The organism is Tumebacillus avium, assembly GCF_002162355.1.
Lineage (GTDB): Bacteria > Bacillota > Bacilli > Tumebacillales > Tumebacillaceae > Tumebacillus_A > Tumebacillus_A avium.
In genome coordinates, this window is the sequence record NZ_CP021434.1 from 3167813 (window position 1) to 3191548 (window position 23736).

A 23736-nucleotide genomic window follows, 5' to 3' on the forward strand; every position below is an offset into this window, starting at 1 on the left:
TTTGGTTGTCGGTTTTTTCATTTTTCATTATAATGGTAGAACCTATCGAAAGGAGGGGACGCAGCATGGAGCAGCATCTGTTGTTTGACCTCGATGATACTTTGATTCACTGCAATCGTTTTTTTAATGAGGCTCGCGATGAATTTTTCGCTGCCATGGCCGATTTCTTTCGAGACTTCCCGCTCGATTTGCGGATGGTCGATGAGACGCAGCACAACATCGATCTGTCCGGCATCGTGCAGCACGGTTTGGGCAAAGACCGCTTTCCGGAATCGCTGGTCGCCACGTACCGCCTGATGTGCGACAAGCATGGCAAGAAACCGAGCGAACGGGAAGAAAAAGAGCTGTTGTCGATCGGCTACGGCGTGTACGTCAAACCGGTCGAGATGTACCCGCACGCGCATGAGACGCTGCTGAACTTGAAAAATGAAGGGCATGAGCTCTATCTTTACACCGGCGGCGATCAGGAGATCCAAACGTCGAAAGTGTTGCGGGCAGGACTGGATGACATTTTCCCGGCGAACCGCCGCTTTATCTCCGAGCATAAGAACCGCGACGTTTTGCAAAACATCCTCACCGCCAACAACTTGAGCCGTGAACACACGTGGATGATCGGCAACTCGGCGCGCAACGACATCCGTCCGGCGCTGGAAGAAGGCATTCATGCGATCCATCTGCCCGACAAAGGGGGCTGGGCGTTCGACCATGCTGACCTGAACGTGCCGGTGATCGGCAACAAGTTCCACACGCTGGAGACGATTCAGCATGTGCCGCACGTGATCAAAAGCTTCGTCGAAGAAGTGAAGGAGAAGTCCGGCAGCGGTCAGAAGCGGTCATGACGATCTGGATCGACGGTGACGGCTGCCCGAAAGGCGCCGTCCGTTCGACGGTTGACGAAGGTAAGCGTCGCGGCATCAAAGTGGTGCTGGTGACAAACATCCACCATGAGACGCAGGCCGAGCACCGCCTTGTCGTCGACGGGAGCGCACAGGCGGTCGACCTGGCCATCGCCAACCGGATGCAAAAAGGCGATCTTGTGATCACACAGGACATCGGCCTCTCTGCGCTGGTGCTGAGCAGGCAAGGCTATGCCTTGTCGGTGACCGGGCAGGAATACAAGAGCGACGACATGGGGCTGATCCTCGAACTGCGCGAAGCAGCCGCCAAGCACCGCCGGGGCGGCGGGCGCACCAAAGGGCCGAAAAAGCGGACCCAACAGGATGAAGAGCGTTTTTTGCAAGCGCTCCGGGACCTGCTCGACCGCATCGGCGCGACAACCGAAAATGGGTAAACGAAAACTCTGGCAGAGGCAGGCCGGGGTTTTTTGTTTGCCCTTTTTTGCTGTCTGTACTCTGTCTGTATTCTGTCCGTACTCTATGAATAAGTTTTGGGAGATTTGCATGACTTGTTGGTATATCGGTAGGACATGGCTCATAGAGATGAAGTATCAACGCGATAGGACAGGGGTGAGAGAAAGATGATCTTACGAACCATCCCGGGCACAGGCGACATCTTGAGCGTTATTCGCGAACAGATCGCCCCCGTGCTGCCCGTGCGCATCCGGCAGGCGCTGCTGAGCATGCCTGGTGAGGTGCTTCACCAGTTGGAAGAGATCAGGCTGCGGCTGGGCCGGCCTTTGCAGATATTATCTGGCGGCAAGGACGGGTTCCTCTCCATGCAGGGAAAAGTGATCCCGGAGCCAGAGGCGGGAGACCCGCTCACCGAAGAGGACTTGGCGCAGACGTTAAACCTGATGAGCGGTTCGTCCTTGTACGCGCTGGAAGAGGAACTGCGGCGCGGTTACATCACGATCCAAGGCGGACACCGCGTCGGCATCGCCGGACGAACGCTGCTCGACGGCGGCGGTAAGGTGCGGGGCATGAAAGAGATCGCCGCCTTCAACATCCGCATCGCCCGCGACGTGAAACACGCGGCCGACGGGGTGGCGCACCTGCTCATCGACTCTGCCGCCTATCGCCTGCACAACACGCTGCTCATCTCGCCGCCGCAATGCGGGAAAACGACGCTCTTGCGCGACCTCGCCCGCAAAATTTCGCAAGGGACGCTGCATCCGAAGATCGCCGGACAAAAAGTCGGCATCGTCGACGAACGCTCCGAGATCGCCGCTTCCTGGCACGGTTCGCCGCAGCATGACCTCGGGCCGCGCACCGATGTGCTCGACGCCTGCCCGAAAGCGGAAGGGATGGCGATGATGATCCGCTCGATGTCGCCGCAAGTGCTGGTCACCGACGAAATCGGACGGGCTGAAGACGGACATGCGCTGCTCGAAGCGATCCACGCCGGGGTCACGGTGATCACCACCGCCCACGGGTTTGGGATGCATGAAGTGCGCACCCGCCCTTTGCTGCGGCAACTGTTCGAACTTGGCGCCTTCTCCCGCTACATCGTCCTCTCCCGCCGCCGCGGGCCGTGCACGATCGAAGGCGTGTATGACCGGACAGGCGACCCCATCCAAACAAGAGGCGATGCCCCATGATCAAGATCTTGGGAAGCGTGATCATCCTGCTCGTCGCCACGCTCTTTGGCTTTCGGATGGCCAACCGCTATGCGGAGCGCTCCAAGCAGCTGCGGCTGTTCATCACCGCGCTGAAAATTTTGGAGACGGAGATCTTGTACGCGGCGACCCCGCTGTCGGAAGCGGCGTCGAAAATCGGAGAACGAATCCAAGGGCCGGTTGGGACATTTTTCGCCGAGCTTGGACATAAGCTTCGTGAAGGACAGGGTGTTACCGCCGGGGAGATTTGGCGCGAGACGCTGGCAGCGCACCACACGAGCCTTCGTTTAAAGGAAGGCGACCGCGACGTGCTGCACAGCTTCGGCCGGACGCTCGGCATCTCCGACCGCCAGGACCAGATCAAACACATTCAGCTCGCCGTCGCGCACCTTGGCACCGAAGAGCAGGACGCGCGCGCAGAGCAGTCCAAGAACGAGAAGATGTGGCGGTATCTGGGGGCGCTGATGGGGCTGACACTCGTGATTCTCTTGTATTGAGGAGGGACGGCCATGAACTCAGACGTGAACACCATCTTTTTTATCGCCGGGATCGGCATCCTGACTGCAGTCATCCACACGGTGCTCAAGCAGTCCGGCAAAGAGGAGTTCGCACACTGGGCGACACTCACCGGCTTTATCGTCATCATGCTCACCGTGATCACGTACATCAGCGATCTGTTCGATAAGGTGCGCAACGTGTTTCTAATGAACTAACGCAGGCGGCTGCAGAAAGGGTACGACAGACATGGAAATCATCCAAATCGTAGGGCTTGGACTGGCCGCCACCATTTTGATCGTCGTGCTCAGGGGGCAATCTCCCCAAACCGCTTTTCTGATCTCGCTTGTCACCGGGGTTTTCATCTTCATCTTTTTGCTCGACAAAATCGGACTTGTCATCCACCTGCTGGAGCGATTGTCCGTTGCGGCCGGCGTGGAGATGATCTTTTTGCAGACGATCTTAAAAATTATCGGAATCGCCTACATCGCCGAATTTGGCGCACAGATCGCCAAAGACTCCGGCGAAGGCGCGATCGCATCAAAGATCGAGCTGGCAGGGAAAATCCTGATTCTCGTGCTCGCACTGCCGATCATCCAGCGCATCATCGAGCTGGTGATGGGGCTTCTGCCCAGTTGAGAAAGGGGGGTGAGGCGATGCCCAAACGGTTTTACCACCTGATGTTCTTGTTAGCGCTCCTGATCGCGGCCAGTTTCGGCTCCCTCACCGCGCATGCGGAGGGGACCTCGCCGCCTGCCGCCGGCATTCCGCAGGTGCAGACGGACGGAGGCACCCCCGGCGCGCCGGGCAGCCAGATCACCGATCCGCTGGTGGAGCAGCAGATGAAAGAGCTCGATCTGCACGAATTTGATCAGTTTTTAGAAGAATTGACCGAAGAGTACCGCGAGTATCTGCCGCCGGAGATCAAAGGACATTTTCTCGAGCTGATCCTGCAAGGGGAGCTTGGCGTCGTGTTCAAAGGCGTGCTGATGGGACTGCTCAAATTCCTGTTTCACGAGCTGTTCCTCAACTCCAGGCTGCTCGGGACGATCCTGGTGCTCGCCGTGTTCGCCGCCCTGCTCGAATCGATGCAGACGGCGTTTGAAGCGAACAACGTCTCCAAGATCGCCCATGCGATCTGCTTCCTGGTCCTGATGATCCTCGCTGTGCAGTCTTTCGCCGCTGCCACGTCGTATGCGAAAGACGCGATTCAAACGATGGTCGATTTTATGATCGCTTCCATCCCGATGTACCTCGCCTTGCTCGCCGCGACGGGCGGCCTGGCGTCGGCGGCGATGATCCACCCCTTGATCGTGTTTTTGATCAACGTGATCGGTGACCTGATCATGTACGTGGTCTTCCCGCTGATCTTCTTCTCCGCCATCCTCACCCTGGTCAGTCAGATCTCCAGCCGCTATCAGGTGACGCAGCTTGCCAACCTTTTGCGCGGCACCGCCGTCTGGGTGCTCGGCGTGTTCTTCACGATCTTCCTCGGCGTCGTGTCGGTGCAAGGCGCGGCCGGCGCGGTGGCGGACGGCGTGTCGATCAAGGCGGCGAAATACGTCTCCTCCAACTTCGTGCCGGTGGTCGGGAAATTGTTCTCCGACGCGGCCGACACGGTGGTTGGCGCTTCGCTGATCTTGAAAAACGCCCTCGGCGTGACCGGTGCGGCGGTCGTGCTCCTGATCTGCGCGTTCCCCGCCTTGAAAGTGCTCTCGCTCGCCTTGATCTACAATGTCTCGGCGGCGCTGATGCAGCCGTTGGGCGACTCGCCGATCATCCGCTGCCTCTCCACGATCGGCAAAAGCTTGATTCTGGTGTTCGCCGCGCTCGCCACGGTCGGCTTCATGTTCTTCCTCGCCATCACCGTGATCATCGCCGCGAGCAATCTCTCGGTGATGGTGAGGTGATGCCAAGATGATGGAGTTCCTGAGCGAGTGGATGCGGGGATTGATCCTGATCATCTTCCTGGCGGTCGTGCTCGACATGATCTTGCCGAACAACGCCATGCAGCGCTATGTGAAGCTGGTGATGGGCCTGCTGATCATCCTGCTGATGCTAAGCCCCGTGCTCAAGCTGTACGGCACCTCGGTCTACGAGCTTGATTTTGCCCTCGACAAGTTTCTTACCAAAGAAGGCGTCGGCAATTTGAAAAGCATCGACGAGATCACGGCGCAAGGGCAGCGGCTGCAAGAGCAGCAGGCCAGCACCACCGTCGAACAGTGGAAAGCGATGGTTTCGGAAAATGTGAAGCAGACGGTCGAACACGGATACGGGGTGACGGTCGACTCGGTGGAGATGCGCGTGACACAAGACGCAGAAGGCCAGCCGACCGCCATCGAGTATCTCGCGGTGATCGTCATGCCGAAGCCGGAAGCGGGCACAGGCGCAGCGAAGCCTGTCGAAGCAGTCGAGCCGGTCATCATCGGCGGAGGCGATGCAAATGAGTTGCAAAAGCCGCCGCCCAAGGTGAACAACGAGACGACCAATGCGATCTTGCAGCAGCTGTCCACCGAGTTCCAACTGCCGAAGTCGAGTATCAGCGTGATCTGGCAAGAAGCGCAGGGGAGGTGAGGAGATGGAAAAAGAAAACATGCAGACCCGCATGCAGAACCTGATAAAAAACAAAAAAATGCTGATCCTCTTAGGCGGTCTTGGCGTCCTGCTGGTGCTAAACCCGCTGGCCTGGTTCCAAAGCGCGCCGAACACCGCGCAGCTCCAAGCCGGGCAGGGCGCCGAAGCGGGCCAGGTCGTCAACAACTCCAACCCCGGCGACATGGGGCAATATGAGCAGGTCGTCGAAACGGAGCTGACCGACATCCTGAACATGGTCACCGGCGTCACCGACGCTACGGTGATGGTGACGATCGACTCCAGCGAAGAGGTGATCTACGCCGAGAACCTGCAGGAGAACCGCCAGACCACCAACGAAAACGACACCAAAGGCGGTACCCGCGGCATCACCCAATATGACAAAAACGGCCAGCTGGTGCTGACCCGCGAAAGCGGGGTCGAACAGCCGGTGGTGGTGAAGACGATCAAACCCCGCGTGCGCGGCGTGGTCGTTGTCGCCAAAGGCGCCGAAGAGATCAAAACCGTAGCGTTGATCAAGGAAGCCGTCCAGCGAGCGCTGGAGGTGCCTCCACATAAAATCTCAGTTTTGCCGAAGAAATAACGAACTCAAAAATTCATTTGGTGAACTCTAAGGAGGAATTTTACAATGGCTAAGCGTCAAACGATCTGGTTGTCCACGATGATGGTGCTCTCCCTCATGCTGATCGGTTTCTACACCGTCAACAACAACGTCGAGCCGGTCAACACCGACCCGGCACAAACGGCAAGCCAGCAGGACAAAGGCGGTGAGCAGCCGGTGGTAGCGGAAGGCAGCGACTTCTTCATTAAAATGCACCTCGATGCGCAAGAGAAGTTCTCCGCCCGCGTTGAAGAGCTGAACAACATGATCGCGTCCGGCAAAGATGCAAACGAAGTGGAAAAAGCGAAAAAAGAGCTGGAGACGATGAACAACCTCGATGAGAAGATCGAAAGCACGATCGACCTGATCACCGCAGAAGGCTACCCGGATGCATTCATCGAAGCGAAAGACAACAACAAGTTCCACGTCACCGTGCAGGCGCAAGACCTCGACAAGATGAAAGCGGTCAAGATCATTGGCATCGTGGCGAAGGAGATGGGCGTTTCCTCCTCCAAAGTCATCGTCGAAAAGCACAACTAACAACTAAAAAAGTCCCCCTGGCAGCAATTCGGGCGAGGGGGATTTTTTAACTGACCGAAAAGTAGAAAGAAAAACTTGGGTTATGATATACTATTGTGGATGTTGTGTACAAGAAATTACATAAATGCACGAGGAGTGTGACATACAACATGTTCAAACTCAATGAAATCCGCGAATTGGTGCGTCTGCTCGATGAGACGAGCATCGCCGAATTCAACTACGAAATAGAAGGCGCCAAGCTGTCGATCAAGAAGACGGCAGAAGGCGTGCAAGTGCTGGCTCCGGTCGTACAAGCCGCTCCGGCAGCAGCACCGGCGGCAGCGCCTGTCGCAGCAGCACCGGCTCCGGCAGCAGCTCCTGCTCCGGCCGCACCGGCAGCAGCACCCGCTCCGGCAGCGCCGAAAGCGGAAGACCCGTCCTTACATAAAGTAGTGTCGCCGATGGTCGGCACCTTCTACAGCTCTCCGGCGCCGGACGCAGCTGCGTATGTAAAAGCGGGCGCGCGCGTCGAAGAGAAGACGATCGTCTGCATCGTGGAAGCGATGAAGCTGATGAACGAGATCGAAGCGGATGTGCGCGGCGAAATCGTCGAAGTGCTGGTCGAAAACGGTCAGCTGGTTGAATACGGTCAGCCGCTCTTCTTGGTAAAGGTTGACTAGAACGGGGGACTTTGCGAATGTTTCATAAAGTGCTGATTGCTAACCGTGGTGAGATTGCGGTGCGTGTCATTCGCGCCTGCAAAGAGCTGGGCATTCCGACCGTTGCGATCTATTCGGAAGCGGACCGTGAGGCCCTGCATGTGAAGATGGCGGATGAAGCATACTGTGTGGGACCGACCTTATCCAGAGATTCCTACCTGAACATCAAGAATATCCTGTCGCTTGCCACTTCGATTGGCGTTGACGCGATCCATCCGGGGTATGGCTTCCTGGCTGAGAACTCCGACTTCGCCGAATTCTGCAAAGCATGCGGCATCACGTTCATCGGACCGAGCGTGGAAGCGATCGAGAAGATGGGCGATAAAGCAGTCGCGAAAGACACGATGAAAAAAGCGGGCGTTCCGATCGTACCGGGCACCGAAGGCCTCGTGGAAGACCTCGACGAAGCTTTGAAGATCGCCGACGAGATCGGCTACCCGATCATTATTAAAGCAACGGCAGGCGGCGGCGGGAAAGGCATCCGCATCGCCAACTCCAAGGACGAGCTGGCCCGCCTGATCCAGATGGCGCAGACCGAAGCGCAGACTGCGTTTGGCAACGCCGGCGTCTATCTGGAGAAATTCATCACCTCGATGCGCCATGTCGAGATCCAGGTGATGGGCGACTCGCACGGAAACGCGATTCACTTCGGCGAGCGCGACTGCTCCATCCAGCGCCGCATGCAGAAGCTGATCGAGGAAGCGCCGTCTCCGGCGCTGACGCCGGAGAAGCGCGCCGAGATGGGCGCGGCAGCCGTTGCGGCGGCGAAGGCCGTTTCCTACTGCGGCGCCGGCACGATCGAGTTCATCTATGATGAAGACGGCAACTTCTACTTCATGGAGATGAACACCCGCATCCAGGTCGAGCATCCGGTGACCGAGATGATCACCGGCATCGACCTGATCAAAGAACAGATCCGCGTCGCAGCAGGTCTGCCGCTCTCCCTGACCCAGGAAGAAGTGGTCTTTGACGGCTGGGCGATCGAGTGCCGCGTCAACGCGGAAGACCCGGACAAGAACTTCATGCCGAATCCGGGCAAGATCGTGACCTACCTCCCGCCGGGCGGCTTTGGCGTGCGCGTCGACTCCGCTGCGTTCTCGGGCTACACGGTCACTCCGTTCTACGACTCGATGATCGCCAAGCTGATCGTTTGGGCGCCGACCCGCGACGAAGCGATCTTGCGCATGCTGCGCGCGTTGAGCGAATTTACCATTGAAGGCATCAAAACGACGATTCCTTTCCACCAAAAGGTGCTCCGTCACGAGAAATTTATCGAAGGCGATGTCACCACCAAGTTTCTGGAAATGTATCCTTTGTCATAAAAGGACAGGAAGTTTATACTAATAGAAACAGGGACAAGATGAGGAAGGGAGCGAATCAGCCATGAATATGGAGTTTGATACGACCGATATGGGCAACATTCGCATTGCGAACGAAGTGATCGAGATCATCGCCGGTCTCGCCGCGACCGAAGTGCGCGGGGTCGCCGGGATGTCGGGCGGCGTAGCAGGCGGCATCGCCGAACTGCTCGGCCGCAAGAACCTCGCCAAAGGCGTCAAGGTTGAAGTCGGTCAAAAACAATGCGCGGTGGACGTGTCCATCGTTGCTGAATACGGTGTGCGGATCCCGGAAGTCGCCAGCGAGATCCAAGACAACATCAAGCGCGCCATCGAGAGCATGACGGGACTGGAAGTCGTCGAAGTCAATGTTCACGTGCTTGGCGTCACCTTCAAGGGCAAGGACGAGGAAAACGGCAGCAAGGAAGAGGAACGAGCGCCGCAACAACCGCCGAGCCGCGTGCTGTAAAGATTGTTCCGTGAACCCCCCTGATCTGCAGGGGGTTTTATGGCTAGGAGAGGAGGACAAGCTTTTGAAACTGTTTCCACGCATCATCCTGTGGCTGTACGCGCTCGGGGTCGCGGCAGCTTGTGTCGTCATCCTGTTGCAATACGCAGGCACCGAAGTGCTTGGCCGCAATTTTGAAATCTACGATGACGGCGCAGCGGCAGCGGTGATTTTCCTGCTGCTCTCGATCTTCTTTTTGATCTACCGCTCCAAACGCGGTGACCATGAGCCGCAGACGATCACGCACAAGCTGGACAACGGGGATCTCAAGATCTCCTACGACACCTTGGAGCAACTCGCGCTGAAAGCTGCATCCCGCGTGCGCGGCGTATCCGATCTGAAAGCGCGCGTGCATCTGAACGAAGGCGGCACGATGCGCATCGCCATGAAATTTTCGATCGAAGCAGGTCTGGAGATTCCGAAGACGACAGCCGAACTGCAGGACGCGGTCAAACACTTTGTGGAACAAACGACCGGGATTCCGGTTGAACAAGTGACGGTCTACGTACTGGAACTGGCCCAGGCGCAGACAGCTGTCGTCAAGAAGCGGGTGGAGTAGATCATGGACAAGTGGCTGAAGCTGTTTGAAACGCTCTCCGGCAATAAGAAACTGCTCGGTACTGTCATCGGCGTGCTGTTCGGCCTGTTTTTCCTGATCTTCGGACTGCTCAAGACGATCATCTTCGGCTTTTTCGTGGTCGGCGGCTTTTATGTCGGCAAGATGATTGACGAGCGCGAAGACTGGCGTGATGTGATCGATAAGATCGTACCCGATAAGTACCGGGACTAACCACCAGAACTTGGTGGTTTCCTTTTTGTCCTTCGGGAATACTAACAGAAACAAGACGATATAAGGAGTGCGAGAGATGAGCCGTAGAACTTCTCGTGAGTTTGCGTTGCAAGGATTGTTCCAGATTGATGTCGCTAAGGCGGATGTGCTCGAGGCGATTGAGCATGTGCTTGAACAGGAAGGTGCTGAGATCGACCCGATGTTCGTGCGCGACCTGGTGAACGGAACCACCAAGCATGTTGATAAGATTGACGCGGTGCTGAGCAAACACACCACCGGCTGGGATTTGAACCGGATGGCGAACGTGGACCGCAACGTCCTGCGCATGGCGCTGTACGAAATGCTGTTCCATGATGAGACGCCGACTTCGGTTGTGCTGGACGAAGCGATCGACATGGCGAAGGCGTTCTCGACGCCCGACTCGGGCAAATTCGTCAACGGCGTGCTGGCGAAGATCGTGCCGGAGATGGACGGGCTGCGCGGCGAGTTCGCAGCGCAGGAGTAGTCGAATGTACGTGCTTGGCATCGACACCAGCAACTATACCACCTCGGTCTGCCTGATCGACGAAGCCGGGCAGATCGTCAAGGAGGAGCGTCAACTGCTCCTGGTGGAACAAGGGGAAAGAGGGCTGCAGCAATCGGCGGCCCTCTTCCAACATGTTCAGAACCTGCCTACTATGATCGAACGGCTCGGGAATTTGACCGGCCAGCTGCGCGCGGTGATCGCTTCCACGCGTCCCAGACGCCTCGAAGGCTCCTACATGCCGGTGTTTACAACCGGCAGCGGCATGGGGCGGGCGCTGGCGTCGACGCACGGGGTGCCGTTTTTCGAAACGACTCATCAGGAGGGCCATATCTCGGCAGGTGAAGGCAGTGCCGGGGTGGTGCCGGCCGACCATTTCCTCGCCGTGCATCTGTCCGGCGGCACGACCGACTTGCTGGAAGTCAGACGGCTTGCCGACGGCTACGACATCGCGGAGCTGGGCACGTCGACCGACTTGCACGCCGGGCAGTTTGTCGACCGCGTCGGCGTGGCGCTGGGGCTCCCGTTCCCGGCCGGTCCGCATCTGGAAAAATTGGCCCGGGAATCCGCCGACGAAGAGGTGACATTGCCGTCTCCCGTCGACGGGTACAACCTGTCCTTGGCAGGGCCTGAGACAGCGGCGATGCGTCTGATCGCCTCAGGCGCCAACCCGGCCGACGTGGCGCGGGCGGTGGAGCGTTGCATCGCCAAAGGCTTGGAGAAAGTCCTGCGCAAAGCGGTGCAGGAACTTGGGGTGAAGTCGCTGTTGATCGTCGGCGGCGTCGCGGCCAACCTGTACATCCGCGAGCGGCTCGTCTACCGCCTGGAGCACCGCGCAGTCGGGGCTAAGCTGTATTTTGCCCTGCCGAAATATTCGACCGACAACGCATTTGGCGTGGCCAGGCTCGGGTTACAACTTCTACCGTAATCGAGCTTGGTTAAATCATAAAATTATTGTATAATAGATTTTGCCTTACTCGAAAAACTTGTCGAAAAAAATAGAGAATGATCATGGAGGAAGTTAGCATGGCAGACGTACAAGATCTGAAACATGATGCTGAGGTGTTTGATATTACGATCGTAGGCGGCGGACCGTGCGGCTTGTTCACCGCGTTCTATGCCGGGATTCGCGATGCGAAGACCAAGATCATCGATTCGCTTCCGCAGCTCGGCGGCCAATTGGCAGAGCTGTATCCGGAGAAATATATTTATGATGTGGCGGGCTTCCCGAAAGTATTGGCGCGCGACCTCGTCAACAACCTCAAAGAGCAGGCGTTCCAATACAACCCGACCGTCTGCCTGAACGAGCGCGTCATCGGCCTTCAGAAGCTCGAAGACGGCACGTTTGAACTGACCACCAACACCACGGTGCACCGTTCGAAGACGGTGATCATCACCGCAGGCATCGGCGCATTTACCCCGCGCTCCCTGCCGGCTGAAAACACCAAGGACTTCGAAGGCAAAGGCATCCATTACTTCATCGACAACCTGCAGAGCCACAAAGGCAAGCAGGCGCTCGTCGTTGGCGGCGGCGACTCCGCAGTCGACTACGCGCTGATGCTTGAAGAAGTATGCGACAAGGTGACCTTGATCCACCGCCGCGACCAGTTCCGCGCGCATGAAGAGTCGGTCAAGAAGCTGTATGATTCGAAAGTCGACGTCAAAGTCTTCAATGAGCTGAAGTCGGTGCACGGCGCAGACGCATTGGAAAAGGCGGTCCTCGTCAACAACAAGGACAAGTCCACCGAAGAGATCGATGTCAACCTGATCATCGGCGCACTGGGCTTCTCCGCTTCCCTCGGCCCGATCCTCGAGTGGGGTCTGGAAGTGGAAGACAACATGATCGTCGTCAACACCAAGATGGAGACGAACATCCCGGGCATCTACGCTGCGGGCGACATCGTCACCTACCCGGGCAAGGTCAAGCTGATCGCGACCGGCTTTGGCGAAGCGCCGACCGCTGTCAACAACGCGAAGCAGTTCTTCGACCCGAACGCGAAGCTGCATCCGGGCCACTCTTCGAACCGCAAAGAATAGTTCTGACCAAGAGAGTTCACGCCGCACAGGCGTGAACTTTTTTATGGTATGATAAGCCTGTGATTTTTGTCGAAAAAGCGAGTTGATACCATGTTGCAAACCCAACAGCACATTCCGACCGTTTCGGAACTGACTGCGAAGATCAAAGGGATGTTTGAATCGGACCCCCAGTTGCAAGACTGTTTTGTAAGGGGGGAGATCTCCAACTTTACCCACCATAGCAAAGGGCACATGTATTTTACGCTGAAAGATTCGCAGAGCCGGATCAAAAGCGTAATGTTTGCGGGGAACAACCGCTATTTGAAGTTCGTCCCGAAAGAAGGCATGAAGGTGATCGCGCACGGGTATGTGTCGGTCTTTGACCGCGACGGCGCATATCAGTTTTACGTGGATGACCTGCAGCCGGACGGGCTGGGTTCGCTGTTTTTAGCGTTTCAGCAGCTGAAAGAGCAACTGGAGCGCGAAGGGCTTTTTGATCCGATGCACAAGAAGCCGATCCCGCGCTACCCGCGTGTCGTGGGCGTCATCACCTCGCCGACGGGCGCTGCGGTGCGCGACATCATCACCACCATTCGCCGCCGCTATCCGGTGGCGCATATCCTGCTGCATCCGGTCATCGTGCAAGGGCCGACGGCAGCCGCTTCGGTCGCCGATGCGATCGCGGCAATGAATGCACTGAACGAAGTGGATGTGCTGATCGTCGGGCGCGGCGGCGGGTCGCTGGAAGAGCTGTGGGCGTTTAACGAAGAGCCGGTCGTGCGCGCCATTTATGCTTCGCTGATTCCGGTCATCTCTGCGGTCGGGCATGAGACCGACACGACGCTGGCCGATTATGTGGCCGACTTCCGTGCGGCAACGCCGACCGCAGCGGCGGAGATCGCCGTACCGAACTTGTATGACCTGAAGCAGCATGTCGAGCTGTTGACAAACAGGCTGCACCGTGCGCTGGACGGGAAGATGCGCGACGCGAAACAGCGCATTCAGCGCATTGAGACCTCGACCGTCTTTACCCGTCCGACCCATCAGCTGCACCAGTGGCAACAGGTGGTAGACAACGCGGAAGACCGGCTGCAGCTGGCCTTGACCAAGCTGTCCGGCCAAAGCGAGCGCCGGTTGGCCCAACTCGAAGGGCGATTGCTGCGGACAAGCCCGATCGAGCGGGCGAAGCGGATGGATCAGACGCTGAAGTATACGGTCGAGCGCCTGCAGCGCTCTGCTGCCGACCGGGTCGGCAAAGAAGCGGGCAAGTTTGAACGCCTGCTCGACAAACTGGACGTGTTAAGCCCGCTGTCGGTGATGAAGCGCGGCTATTCCCTGACCTACACGGGTGACAAGCAACAGTTGATCAAGAGCATCGACGACGTGCAGCTTGGCGACAAGGTGCAGGTGCGCGTTGGAGACGGCTGGATCGACTGTTCGGTATGGGGACTGGAGGAGGAGAAAACGAATGGCTGACAGCAAAAAACAAGAGCAGGAACAGACATTTGAACAGGCGCTGGAGCGTCTGGAAGCGATCGTGCGCGCGATGGAAGCGGGCGATCTGCCGCTGGAAAAGGCGATTTCCGAGTTCCAGGAAGGCATGCAGTTGGCGCGCATCTGCCGCGAGAAGCTTGATCAGGCGGAACAGAAGATCGAGATGCTGGTCGCAGAAGCGGGCGGGCTGACCAAAAAATCTTTTCAAACAGAGGAATGAGTAAACGAACATGAGCCAAGAGGATCTCAAACAGTATCTTCGCACGATGAGCGAGCGGATCGAGCTGGCGATGGACCAACTTGTGCCGCCTCAAGACCAATATCCAGAAGCTCTCTATGACGCGATGCGCTACTCGCTGTTTGCGGGCGGCAAGCGCCTGCGCCCGGTACTGACCATGGCAACGGTCGAAGCGCTTGGCGGCGACGTGGAAGCGGCGCTGCCGGTGGCGTCGACCTTGGAGATGATCCACACCTATTCGCTGGTGCATGACGATCTGCCGGCGATGGATGATGACGATTACCGCCGCGGCAAGCTCACCAACCACAAGGTGTACGGCGAAGCGACGGCGATCCTCGCCGGGGACGGGCTCTTGACCCAGGCGTTCCAAGTGCTCGGCACAATCGACGCTCAAGGCCGCGAAGCGGTGCTGCTGCGCATCGTCGGCGAGTTGGCGACGGCAGCCGGTTCGGTCGGCATGATTGCCGGCCAGATGGCCGACATGGAGAATGAAGGGATGAAAGCGGACGAAGAGCGCCTCGCCTTCATTCATGCGCACAAGACCGGGGCGCTGCTGACCGCGTCGGTGCGCATCGGCGCCATTTTTGCTGAAGCGAGCGAAGACCAGCTGCTGGCGCTGACCTCCTACGCGCAAAAAATCGGCCTGGCCTTCCAGATCGTCGATGACATCCTCGATGTGGTGGGCGAAGCGGAGAAGCTGGGCAAAGCGGTCGGAGCAGACGCTGCGCACGGCAAATCGACCTACCCGGTGCTCTACGGGCTGGAGGAGTCGCGCGAGATGGTGCGCCGCCTGACTGCAGAAGCGCATCAGGCGCTGCAAAGCGTTCCGCTGCGGACCAACCGCCTGCAGGAGATCGCCGACTGGCTGGTCAACCGCGACGTGTAAACGAAAGCATGGGGTCATTTGCCCCGTGCTTTTTTTCATAGAGCGCAAGGAAACGACACACACTAGCCTTACAAGGATTTTCCAAGGGAGGCTTGTTCATGGAAGAATATCGCTATCTATGGGCTCCGGTCGTGATCTTTATCGCCGGTTTTTTCTTATTGCGCATCGCCGGGAAGCGCGCAGTCGCCAACATGTCCAGCTTCGATCTGTTTGTGGTGGCCGCGATGGGCGCATCGCTGGGCGGGTTTATTACCGTGCCGGGCAATCTGAGCAAAACTCTGATCGGGGTGCTGGTCCTTGTACTCACCTATCTCGGCTGGTCGTACCTGATGCTGAACAACAAAATGCGGGTCGTGCTGAAAAATAAACCGTCCATTTTAGTGCATAAAGGACATATCAGTGAAACCGGCATGCGCGAAGCGCGTATAACAGTAACAGAGCTGCTGGGTCATTTGCGTATCAAAGGCTACAATTCGCTGGCCGATGTGGAGTTTGCGATCATGGAAGAGGCCGGTGAAATCTCCGTGATTCCCAAAGCATCGGTCCGGCCGATCCAGCCGGGCGATCTCGACCTGCAGGTGCCGCCTGTGCTGCGTCAGGTGCCGGTGTTCATCGACGGCGAGTGGATTGAAGATAACCTGAAAGTGCTCGGTTCCAGCAAAAACGATGTGATCATGAAACTGCAGGCACAAGGGGTGCTTGCGGCCAAAATCAAAGAACTGACGCTTGTCACGCTCGATGAGCAGGGGACGCTGTGGTATGATGCGGCCGACAAAAAGCCGAACGGACAAAAGCCGCCGAAGCAGTATGACAGCGGAGAACAGGCCACCACCGGCGTGCCGACGGAAGCATCGAAACAGGCGACAGAGAAAAATTAGGCAGGTAAGTAGCTGGCAGGTGTGATATAATATTGTCGTTTTAAACCAAGGCTCGCGTGCACCTACTCTACAAAAGAAGTGAGGCGGTAACTGCATGTTGCTCGACAAAGTAAACTGCCCCTCTGATATAAAGCAATTATCGGTTGAACAACTGGGCATTCTGGCTGAAGAGATTCGTCACTTTCTGATTGAGAACCTGGCCACCACCGGCGGCCACTTCGGTTCCAACCTCGGCGTGGTGGAGCTAACTTTGGCGTTACATCAAGTGTATAACTCACCGGTTGACAAGATCATCTGGGACGTGGGTCACCAGGCATATGTGCACAAGATTCTCACCGGACGCAAGCATCTGTTTCCCACCTTGCGCAAGTACAAGGGCATGTCCGGTTTTCCCAAGCGCGGCGAGTCGGAGCACGACATGTTTGACGTCGGCCATTCCAGCACGTCGATCTCGGCGGCGCTTGGCTATGCGATCGGACGGGATCTGAAAAAAGAAAACAGCAAGGTGGTCGCCGTGATCGGGGACGGCGCGATGACGGGCGGGATGGCGTTTGAAGCGCTCAACCATGCCGGGCACGTCAAGTCCGATATGGTCGTCGTGCTCAACGACAACGAAATGTCGATCGCGACCAACGTCGGCGCGATCACCAACTACCTGACCAAGCTCCGCGTCGACCCGCACTATTCGTCATTCAAAAAGGATATCGCCAACGTCCTGCACAAGATCGGCAATGTCGGCGACAAGACGGAGAAATATCTCAAGCGTCTGCGCGATTCGTTCAAAACACTGCTCGTGCCGGGCATGCTGTTCGAAGAGTTTGGCTTCACCTACATGGGGCCGATCGACGGGCATGACCTTGCCACGTTAAAAAAATATCTCGAACAGGCGAAAAACACCAAAGGCCCGGTACTCTTGCACGTCGTCACCCAAAAAGGCAAAGGCTACGCGGTGGCGGCCGATGCGCCCGACAAGATGCATTCCGTCTCTGTCGGCTTTAACGCCAAGCCTGGCAATGCGCCGAAAGTGATCAAACCGGCCGCTCCGACCTATACCAAGGTCTTTGGCGACACGCTGATCAAACTGGCCCGCCAAAATCAAGACATCGTTGGCATCACTCCGGCGATGCCGATCGGCTCCGGCATGATCAAATATGCCGAAGAGTTCCCGGACCGCTTCTTCGACGTCGGGATCGCCGAGCAGCACGCCGGCACGTTTGCGGCAGGTCTGGCCTGCTCGGGCAAACGTCCGGTGCTGGCGATCTACTCGACGTTCCTGCAGCGCGCGTATGACCAGGTCATTCACGACATCTGCATTCAGAATCTGCCGGTCACGATCGCCATCGACCGCGCAGGTCTGGTTGGCGAAGACGGGGAAACGCACCAAGGGGCGTTTGACATCTCCTTCCTGCGCTGCATCCCGAACATCAAGATCATGATGCCGAAAGATGAAAATGAATTGCAGCACATGCTCTATACCGCATCTGTCCATGGCGACGGTCCGGTCGCAGTTCGTTATCCGCGCGGCACCGGCTACGGCGTGAAGATGGATGAAGAGTTTAAGGTGATGGAAATCGGCAAGTCGGAAACGGTGCGCGAAGGCAAAGATGCGGCGATTCTGGCGCTGGGCCCGATGGTGCATGTCGCGGAAAACGCGGCGGAGCTGCTCGCAGCGGACGGCGTGGAGGCGCGCGTGGTCAACATGCGCTATGCCAAGCCGCTCGATGAAGAGCTGCTGCTCGAACTGGCGGAGCGCGGAACGCCGATCATCACGATCGAAGAAGCGGCGATCGCCGGGGGCTTAGGCTCCGCGATCCTCGAGTTTTATGCGAAGCGCCGCATCACCGGCGTGGAGTTGTTCCCGATGGGGCTGCCCGACCTGTTCGTCGAACACGGTTCGCCGCAGCAGCTGTTGGATTCGGTCGGCTTGAACGCAACGACGCTGGCCGACTATGTCAAAACGATGGTGCCTTTGAAGCAAAAGCGTGCCTGATCAGTTCCAAAGTGTTCATTCTTGCGGGTGGGACGCATGTCCCTCCCGTTTTTAGTGAACGGTAACTACTAATGCATCCTACAGAAGAACGAGGGAACGTTTTATGACCACTCCAAAACCGGGCGCCAAAGAGCGCCTCGATGTCCTGCTCGTCGACAAAGGGCATTTTGATTCACGGGAAAAAGCAAAAGCAGCGATCATGGCCGGGCTGGTGCTGGTGGATAATGAACGGGTGGACAAAGCCGGCACCAAGGTCAAAATTGAAGCGGCGATCATCGTCAAAGGCGATCTGCACCCGTACGTCTCGCGCGGCGGGCTGAAGCTGGAGAAGGCGCTCAAGGAGTTTGACGTGACGCTTGATGACAAGGTTGTCGTCGACATCGGCGCTTCCACCGGCGGTTTTACCGACTGCGCGCTGCAAAACGGCGCCAAGCAGGTCTACTCGGTCGATGTCGGCTATGGTCAACTGGCCTGGACCTTGCGCAACGACCCGCGCGTCGTCGTCATGGAGCGCACCAACTTCCGCCATCTGAAGCGGGAAGATCTCAAAGGCGAAACGCCGCAGGTCGCCGTGATGGACGTGTCGTTCATCTCGATCCGCCTGCTGTTGCCGGTGATTCATTCAATCTTGACCGAAGACGGGCAACTGCTCACGCTGATCAAGCCGCAGTTTGAAGCGGGCCGGGAACGCGTCGGCAAAAACGGGATCGTCCGCGACCCGGAGGTACACCGCGATGTGCTGCAGCATGTGCTGGGCACGGCGGTGGCGCAGGGCTGGCAGGTGCAAAAGGTCACCTTCTCGCCGATTACGGGCGGGCACGGCAATATTGAATTTTTGGCGCACCTGACCAAACAAGGCGCAGGTTTGGCGCCGGAAGCTTTGCAGGCGGCGATCGACGGGATCATTGCCGAATCGCACAAGACATTGGAAAAATAAAAGGGATTTTAATCCCCGTTCTCGAATTGACTTGATATACCGCACTCCCTACATAAAAGCTGATTTTGCTCGACTATAGAGGAATTTTTATGCCGTATCGAGAAGGAGGAGCCAGAGATGAAGGTGATAGGGCTTTTGGTCAACCACACCAAGCCGATGGCGCAGGATGTGGCGCGCCGCCTGATCGAGATCATCGAGAAGCACGGCGCCGCTGCCCGGATTGACGAGAAGACAGCGGAGACGATCGGCCGCGACGACATCTGCCTGCCGCAGAGCGAGTTTGCCGATCATGTGGATCTCTTGTTCGTGCTAGGCGGTGACGGCACGATTCTCGGCTTCGCGCGCCAATTTGCCAAGACCGGCCTGCCGCTGCTCGGCATCAACATCGGTCATCTCGGCTTTCTGTCGGAAGCGGAACCGCAAGACCTCGAAGATTCGGTCAAGCGGGTATTAGACGGCAATTATTGTTTGGAGAACCGCCTGATGCTTGAAGCGCAGGTCGAACGCGGCGGCCAGGTGATCTATCAGGACCTGATTGCGCTCAACGACATCGGGATTGTCAAAGACCGGTTTGGCACGATGGTGACCAACCGATTGTTTGTGGATGATATGTACGTCGACCAGTACACGGGGGACGGACTGCTCGTCTCCACGCCAACCGGTTCGACCGCTTATTCGCTGTCCTGCGGCGGGCCGATTGTGTCGCCGCACATCGACGTGATGCTGATCACGCCGATCTGCCCGCATACGCTGCACTCCCGTCCGCTGGTCATCGCCGCCGATCAGGAAGTGCGGGTCGAAGTGACCGGCACGCATGAAGAGATGGTGCTGCTCGTCGACGGGCAGGATTTTCGCACCTTGGAAAACCACGATATCATCCGCGTAAAGCAAGCAGCTTACAAGACGAAGCTGATCAAATGGCGCGACCGCGAATTTTATGAAGTGCTGCGCCGCAAGCTGCACAACGCGCCGTAAACGGTGAAGGAGTTTGATTGAAAATATGAAGGGCCAACGCCTGCTTAAAATTCGAGAGATCATCTCGACGCAAGACATCGAAACACAAGAAGAGCTCGTTGATCGGTTGCGCCTAGCCGGGTTTCAGGTGACACAAGCGACCGTCTCCCGCGATATTAAAGAGCTGCACCTGGTGAAAACGCCGACCCAGAGCGGCACCTATAAATATTCGCTGCCGGCCGAGCCGAGCTACAACCCGGAGCAGAAGCTGCGCCGCATGCTGCTCGACTCGTTCGTTTCGATCGACCGGGCGGAGAACTTGGTCGTGATGAAAACATTGCCTGGCAACGCCCATGCGGTCGGCGCAATCATCGACGCGCTGGACTGGTCGGAAGTGCTTGGCACCATCTGCGGCGATGACACCATTTTAATCATCGTCCGCACCAAAGAAGTGGCACCGGAAATTGTGGGCCGCTTTCTCTCCTACGTCTAGGGGGTCTGCCCATGTTGCTCGAACTGTCTGTTAAGAATTTTGCTTTGATCGAAGAAGTGCGCCTGTCTTTTGAGACGGGCCTCTGCATCCTGACCGGGGAGACCGGGGCAGGCAAATCGATCCTCCTTGACGCTGTGAGTCTCATCTTAGGCGGTCGGGCCTCGTCCGAATATGTTCGGCAGGGCAAAGACAAAGCCACGATCGAGGCTCTTTTTGCCGTTGAACCTTCGGCTGAGTTTCAAGAACTGCTCGACGAATACGGCCTGGAAGTTGAAGACGGCAACATCCTGATCGTCCGCGAGATCTCCGCCGCCGGAAAAAATGTTTGCAGAATAAACGGAAGAATGGTCACCGTGCAGATGCTCAAGAATTTTGGGCAATACTTAATCAACATGCATGGACAGCATGAGCACCAGACCCTGCACGATGTGCGCGAACAGCTTGCTTTGATCGACGGGTTTGGCGGGGAAGAGCTGCTGACTTTGCGCGCCGAAGTGGAAAGTGCCTATTTTGCCTACCGCGATGCGAAAAACCGCCTGCGCGAAGCTACGTTTGGCGAGCAGGAGCGCATTCAGCGCCTCGACATCCTGCGCTTTCAACTGCAGGAGATCAAGGAAGTCGCGTTGCGTGATGGGGAAGATGAGCGGTTGGAGGAAGAGCACAAGAAACTCTCCTTCTCCGAAAAGCTCTTCGACGCCGCCAACTCCTCCTATGAGGTGTTGTACAGCGGCAGTCGCGCCAGCACATCGACCCTCGATGGCGTCAACCGTGTGATCCGCGAACTGGAGAGTGTCGTCCGCTATGACGAGACGCTGTTCCCGGTGCTCGATCTGGTCAAATCGTCTTTGTACCAATTAGAAGAAGCGGCGCATTCCCTGCGCGATTACCGGGACGGCATCGAGTTCAATCCGGCGCGGCTGTCCAACCTGGAAGAGCGGTTGAACCTGATCAACCGCCTGAAGAAAAAGTACGGGGATTCCGTGGCGGACATCCTTGCCTTTGCTGCCCGCATCGAAGGGGAACTGCACACGCTGGAGCATCATGAGGAAAGCTTGGAGATCCTGTCCAAAGCTGTGGAAAGCACAGGCCTCCTCCTCGCCAAGCGCGCTGTGGCTTTGTCCAAAGCGCGCCGCCAAGCGGCTGAAAGGCTGTCCCAGTCGGTGATGGACGAGCTGTCTGAGCTGATGATGCCCAAGACGCAGTTTGCGATCACCTTCACGCAGATTCAAGATGCGGACGGCTTGCCGATCGGCTCACGGAAAGTGCATGTCAGCGAGTGGGGCATCGACCGGGTGGAATTTTTGTTTTCCCCGAACGTCGGCGAACCCCTGCGCCCGTTTGCCAAAATCGCATCGGGCGGCGAACTGTCGCGGACGATGCTGGCGATCAAGACGATCCTCGCCGATGTGGACAACGTAGGCACCTTGATCTTCGACGAGGTCGACACCGGCATTTCCGGCCGGGCCGCGCAGGCGGTCGCGGAAAAACTGGGGCTGATCGGCACGAAGCGCCAGGTGATCTGTGTGACGCATCTGCCGCAGGTCGCCTCGATGGCCGATGCGCACTACCTGATCCAGAAACGCCAGGATGAGACGCGCACGCGCACAGAAGTGATCCAACTAAATGAAGAACAGCGGGTCGAAGAGATCGCCCGGATGCTGTCCGGCGCGGAACTGACCGAGACCACCTTGAAGCATGCCGCCGAAATGCTCGAGCGCGCCTGCCTGATCAAAGCCTGATCAGCGTCAAGACTGCCAAAAGCGCGTATGCATGGCAGATGTTTGGCAGGATAGCCGGACGGCGAGGGTGGCATTCTATAGCTATCACTCCAAGACGACACTGTCCTTTCGGCAGAGGTATACGGAGGTGCAGACAGGGAAGGAAGGGGAGCGTGAGATGGTTTGACAAAACACACTCGCAGAAAACTCTTAGGACTTTTCGTCGCAACAATGTTTGTCGCTTTGTGTTGGTTCACACCTATTCATCAGCTCGCAAGCATTCCCCAAGAACTACGGATTTTGCAAGGCACCAGCACGGCGCTTGATTTCGGGCTGCACTCGTTTGCTACAGTGACCACGTCCGAACCGGCTGTCGTCTCGGTTGCCGGATCTCCGGAGGCAACAGTTGCATCCAGCCGCAAACAACCTCTCAAGATCGATTCAGGCAAAACCGGCTCGGCCGACTTGCAAGTCAAACTTTTCGGAATGATCCCGGTCAAATCGGTGCATGTCAATGTCGTGCCCGACTTGAAAGTCATTCCGGGCGGTCAGTCGATCGGTGTCAAACTCAAATCTTCCGGAATCATGGTCGTTGGCTACAACCTCGTCAAATCGGGCAACGATTCGATCTCGCCCGCAGAGCAGGCGCAAGTCAAGGTTGGTGACATCATCACCGCCATCGACGGGCGCAAGGTCAAATCGGTCGAAGAAGCGGCCGAGTGGATCAACAAAGCGGGCAAAGCGGAGCGTCCGCTGGAGTTTACCGTCAAGCGCGCCAAAGAGATCTTGAAGCTGAAGGTCAAGCCGATTTTTGACAAAGACGGCGAGACGTATCGCATCGGGCTGTACATTCGCGATTCGGCAGCAGGTGTCGGCACCTTGACATTCTACCAGCCGGATTATGGCGTCTTCGGGGCGCTGGGCCATGTGATTACCGATGTGGACACCGGCCAGCCGATCGGTGTCGGTGAAGGACAAGTTGTGCATTCCCGAGTAACTTCGATCGATAAAGGGGAGAGCGGCACACCTGGTGAAAAACGGGGGATCTTCATCGACGAAGACCGCGTGCTGGGCTCGATCACCCGCAACAGCGACTTTGGGATCTTCGGCAAGATGGAGTCCTTGCCGGATAACGCCAAAGTAAGACAAGCGATGCCGGTTGCCCTGGCCGAACAGGTGCACGAAGGCAAAGCGTCGATCCTCACCGTCGTCGACGGGCAGAAGGTCGAGGAATTTGAGATTCAGATCGTCAACGTGATGCGTCAAAAATATCCGGCGACAAAAAGCATGGTGATCAAAGTCACCGACCCGCGCCTGCTCTCCAAGACAGGCGGGATCATCCAAGGCATGAGCGGCAGCCCGATCTTGCAGGACGGCAAAGTCGTCGGCGCTGTGACCCACGTCTTCGTCAACGACCCGACGCAAGGCTACGGCGTCTTCATCGAATGGATGCTCAACGAAGCGGGTGTGAAAACCAAAACGTCCGCAGCATCTTAAACGGCAAACAAAAAACGCCCAGTTCATGGGCGTTTT

28 protein-coding genes are annotated in these 23736 nt (G+C 57.4%); all 28 read left to right on the forward strand.

All coding sequences use genetic code 11. The features are described 5' to 3' along the window. The first annotated feature begins 65 nt into the window (after positions 1–65). Positions 66–839: an HAD family hydrolase gene (locus tag CBW65_RS15265; RefSeq protein ID WP_157721971.1), complete on the forward strand. Its 774-nt coding sequence runs from the start codon at positions 66–68 to the stop codon at positions 837–839. Continuing rightward, positions 836–1291 (forward strand): YaiI/YqxD family protein, encoded by a 456-nt coding sequence (locus CBW65_RS15270; RefSeq protein ID WP_087457570.1) that lies wholly within the window; start codon positions 836–838, stop codon positions 1289–1291. The genes CBW65_RS15265 and CBW65_RS15270 overlap by 4 nt, the downstream gene beginning before the upstream one ends. 186 nt (positions 1292–1477) lie before the next feature. Further along, the gene (gene spoIIIAA / locus CBW65_RS15275; RefSeq protein ID WP_087457571.1) at positions 1478–2497 is read left to right on the forward strand and encodes a stage III sporulation protein AA; all 1020 of its coding nucleotides are present in this window, start codon (positions 1478–1480) and stop codon (positions 2495–2497) included. Continuing rightward, positions 2494–3012 (forward strand): stage III sporulation protein SpoIIIAB, encoded by a 519-nt coding sequence (gene spoIIIAB, locus CBW65_RS15280; RefSeq protein WP_087457572.1) that lies wholly within the window; start codon positions 2494–2496, stop codon positions 3010–3012. Before spoIIIAA ends, spoIIIAB begins: the two co-directional genes overlap by 4 nt. 12 nt (positions 3013–3024) lie before the next feature. Next, positions 3025–3228 (forward strand): stage III sporulation protein AC, encoded by a 204-nt coding sequence (gene spoIIIAC, locus CBW65_RS15285; RefSeq protein ID WP_087457573.1) that lies wholly within the window; start codon positions 3025–3027, stop codon positions 3226–3228. Between the two features lie 31 nt (positions 3229–3259). Beyond that, on the forward strand, positions 3260–3649 hold the full coding sequence (gene spoIIIAD, locus CBW65_RS15290; protein ID WP_087457574.1) for a stage III sporulation protein AD: 390 nt from the start codon (positions 3260–3262) through the stop codon (positions 3647–3649). A gap of 17 nt (positions 3650–3666) precedes the next feature. Continuing rightward, complete coding sequence (gene spoIIIAE / locus CBW65_RS15295) at positions 3667–4920, forward strand: stage III sporulation protein AE (RefSeq protein ID WP_087457575.1); 1254 nt, start codon at positions 3667–3669, stop codon at positions 4918–4920. Between the two features lie 7 nt (positions 4921–4927). Beyond that, a complete protein-coding gene (spoIIIAF, locus tag CBW65_RS15300; RefSeq protein ID WP_087457576.1) occupies positions 4928–5584 on the forward strand; it encodes a stage III sporulation protein AF in 657 nt (218 codons plus the stop codon). Positions 5585–5588: 4 nt separating this feature from the next. Then, the gene (gene spoIIIAG, locus CBW65_RS15305) at positions 5589–6185 is read left to right on the forward strand and encodes a stage III sporulation protein AG (protein WP_087457577.1); all 597 of its coding nucleotides are present in this window, start codon (positions 5589–5591) and stop codon (positions 6183–6185) included. Positions 6186–6230: 45 nt separating this feature from the next. Then, positions 6231–6743 (forward strand): SpoIIIAH-like family protein, encoded by a 513-nt coding sequence (locus CBW65_RS15310; protein WP_087457578.1) that lies wholly within the window; start codon positions 6231–6233, stop codon positions 6741–6743. Between the two features lie 149 nt (positions 6744–6892). Beyond that, a complete protein-coding gene (accB, locus tag CBW65_RS15315; protein ID WP_087457579.1) occupies positions 6893–7402 on the forward strand; it encodes an acetyl-CoA carboxylase biotin carboxyl carrier protein in 510 nt (169 codons plus the stop codon). A 17-nt stretch (positions 7403–7419) separates the two neighbouring features. After that, complete coding sequence (gene accC, locus CBW65_RS15320) at positions 7420–8763, forward strand: acetyl-CoA carboxylase biotin carboxylase subunit (protein ID WP_087457580.1); 1344 nt, start codon at positions 7420–7422, stop codon at positions 8761–8763. Positions 8764–8824: 61 nt separating this feature from the next. Next, a complete protein-coding gene (locus tag CBW65_RS15325) occupies positions 8825–9247 on the forward strand; it encodes an Asp23/Gls24 family envelope stress response protein (protein ID WP_087457581.1) in 423 nt (140 codons plus the stop codon). A 64-nt stretch (positions 9248–9311) separates the two neighbouring features. Beyond that, complete coding sequence (amaP, locus tag CBW65_RS15330; RefSeq protein WP_157721972.1) at positions 9312–9845, forward strand: alkaline shock response membrane anchor protein AmaP; 534 nt, start codon at positions 9312–9314, stop codon at positions 9843–9845. Positions 9846–9848: 3 nt separating this feature from the next. Further along, positions 9849–10076 carry a DUF2273 domain-containing protein gene (locus CBW65_RS15335; RefSeq protein WP_087457583.1) on the forward strand — a complete coding sequence of 76 codons (228 nt, stop codon included), beginning with the start codon at positions 9849–9851 and terminating at the stop codon, positions 10074–10076. 76 nt (positions 10077–10152) lie between these two features. Further along, a complete protein-coding gene (gene nusB / locus CBW65_RS15340; protein ID WP_087457584.1) occupies positions 10153–10581 on the forward strand; it encodes a transcription antitermination factor NusB in 429 nt (142 codons plus the stop codon). Positions 10582–10585: 4 nt separating this feature from the next. Next, positions 10586–11527: a Kae1-like domain-containing protein gene (locus CBW65_RS15345; protein WP_087457585.1), complete on the forward strand. Its 942-nt coding sequence runs from the start codon at positions 10586–10588 to the stop codon at positions 11525–11527. Between the two features lie 98 nt (positions 11528–11625). Next, positions 11626–12636 carry an NAD(P)/FAD-dependent oxidoreductase gene (locus CBW65_RS15350; protein ID WP_087457586.1) on the forward strand — a complete coding sequence of 337 codons (1011 nt, stop codon included), beginning with the start codon at positions 11626–11628 and terminating at the stop codon, positions 12634–12636. A gap of 90 nt (positions 12637–12726) precedes the next feature. Continuing rightward, the gene (xseA, locus tag CBW65_RS15355) at positions 12727–14091 is read left to right on the forward strand and encodes an exodeoxyribonuclease VII large subunit (RefSeq protein WP_087457587.1); all 1365 of its coding nucleotides are present in this window, start codon (positions 12727–12729) and stop codon (positions 14089–14091) included. Beyond that, positions 14084–14329, forward strand: coding sequence for an exodeoxyribonuclease VII small subunit (xseB, locus tag CBW65_RS15360; RefSeq protein WP_087457588.1), 246 nt, complete (start codon positions 14084–14086; stop codon positions 14327–14329). Before xseA ends, xseB begins: the two co-directional genes overlap by 8 nt. A 10-nt stretch (positions 14330–14339) precedes the next feature. After that, a complete protein-coding gene (locus CBW65_RS15365; RefSeq protein WP_087457589.1) occupies positions 14340–15233 on the forward strand; it encodes a polyprenyl synthetase family protein in 894 nt (297 codons plus the stop codon). A 98-nt stretch (positions 15234–15331) separates the two neighbouring features. Next, the gene (locus tag CBW65_RS15370; protein WP_087457590.1) at positions 15332–16111 is read left to right on the forward strand and encodes a DUF421 domain-containing protein; all 780 of its coding nucleotides are present in this window, start codon (positions 15332–15334) and stop codon (positions 16109–16111) included. Positions 16112–16205: 94 nt separating this feature from the next. Beyond that, the gene (dxs, locus tag CBW65_RS15375) at positions 16206–18101 is read left to right on the forward strand and encodes a 1-deoxy-D-xylulose-5-phosphate synthase (protein WP_087457591.1); all 1896 of its coding nucleotides are present in this window, start codon (positions 16206–16208) and stop codon (positions 18099–18101) included. A gap of 103 nt (positions 18102–18204) precedes the next feature. Next, positions 18205–19038: a TlyA family RNA methyltransferase gene (locus tag CBW65_RS15380; RefSeq protein WP_087457592.1), complete on the forward strand. Its 834-nt coding sequence runs from the start codon at positions 18205–18207 to the stop codon at positions 19036–19038. A gap of 117 nt (positions 19039–19155) precedes the next feature. After that, on the forward strand, positions 19156–20013 hold the full coding sequence (locus CBW65_RS15385) for an NAD(+)/NADH kinase (RefSeq protein ID WP_087457593.1): 858 nt from the start codon (positions 19156–19158) through the stop codon (positions 20011–20013). 25 nt (positions 20014–20038) lie between these two features. After that, positions 20039–20485, forward strand: a complete 447-nt coding sequence (gene ahrC / locus CBW65_RS15390) for a transcriptional regulator AhrC/ArgR (RefSeq protein WP_087457594.1) — start codon at positions 20039–20041, stop codon at positions 20483–20485. An 11-nt stretch (positions 20486–20496) separates the two neighbouring features. Next, positions 20497–22224, forward strand: a complete 1728-nt coding sequence (recN, locus tag CBW65_RS15395) for a DNA repair protein RecN (RefSeq protein WP_087457595.1) — start codon at positions 20497–20499, stop codon at positions 22222–22224. A gap of 162 nt (positions 22225–22386) precedes the next feature. Further along, positions 22387–23700, forward strand: a complete 1314-nt coding sequence (gene spoIVB / locus CBW65_RS15400; protein WP_087457596.1) for a SpoIVB peptidase — start codon at positions 22387–22389, stop codon at positions 23698–23700. Positions 23701–23736 lie beyond the last annotated feature (36 nt).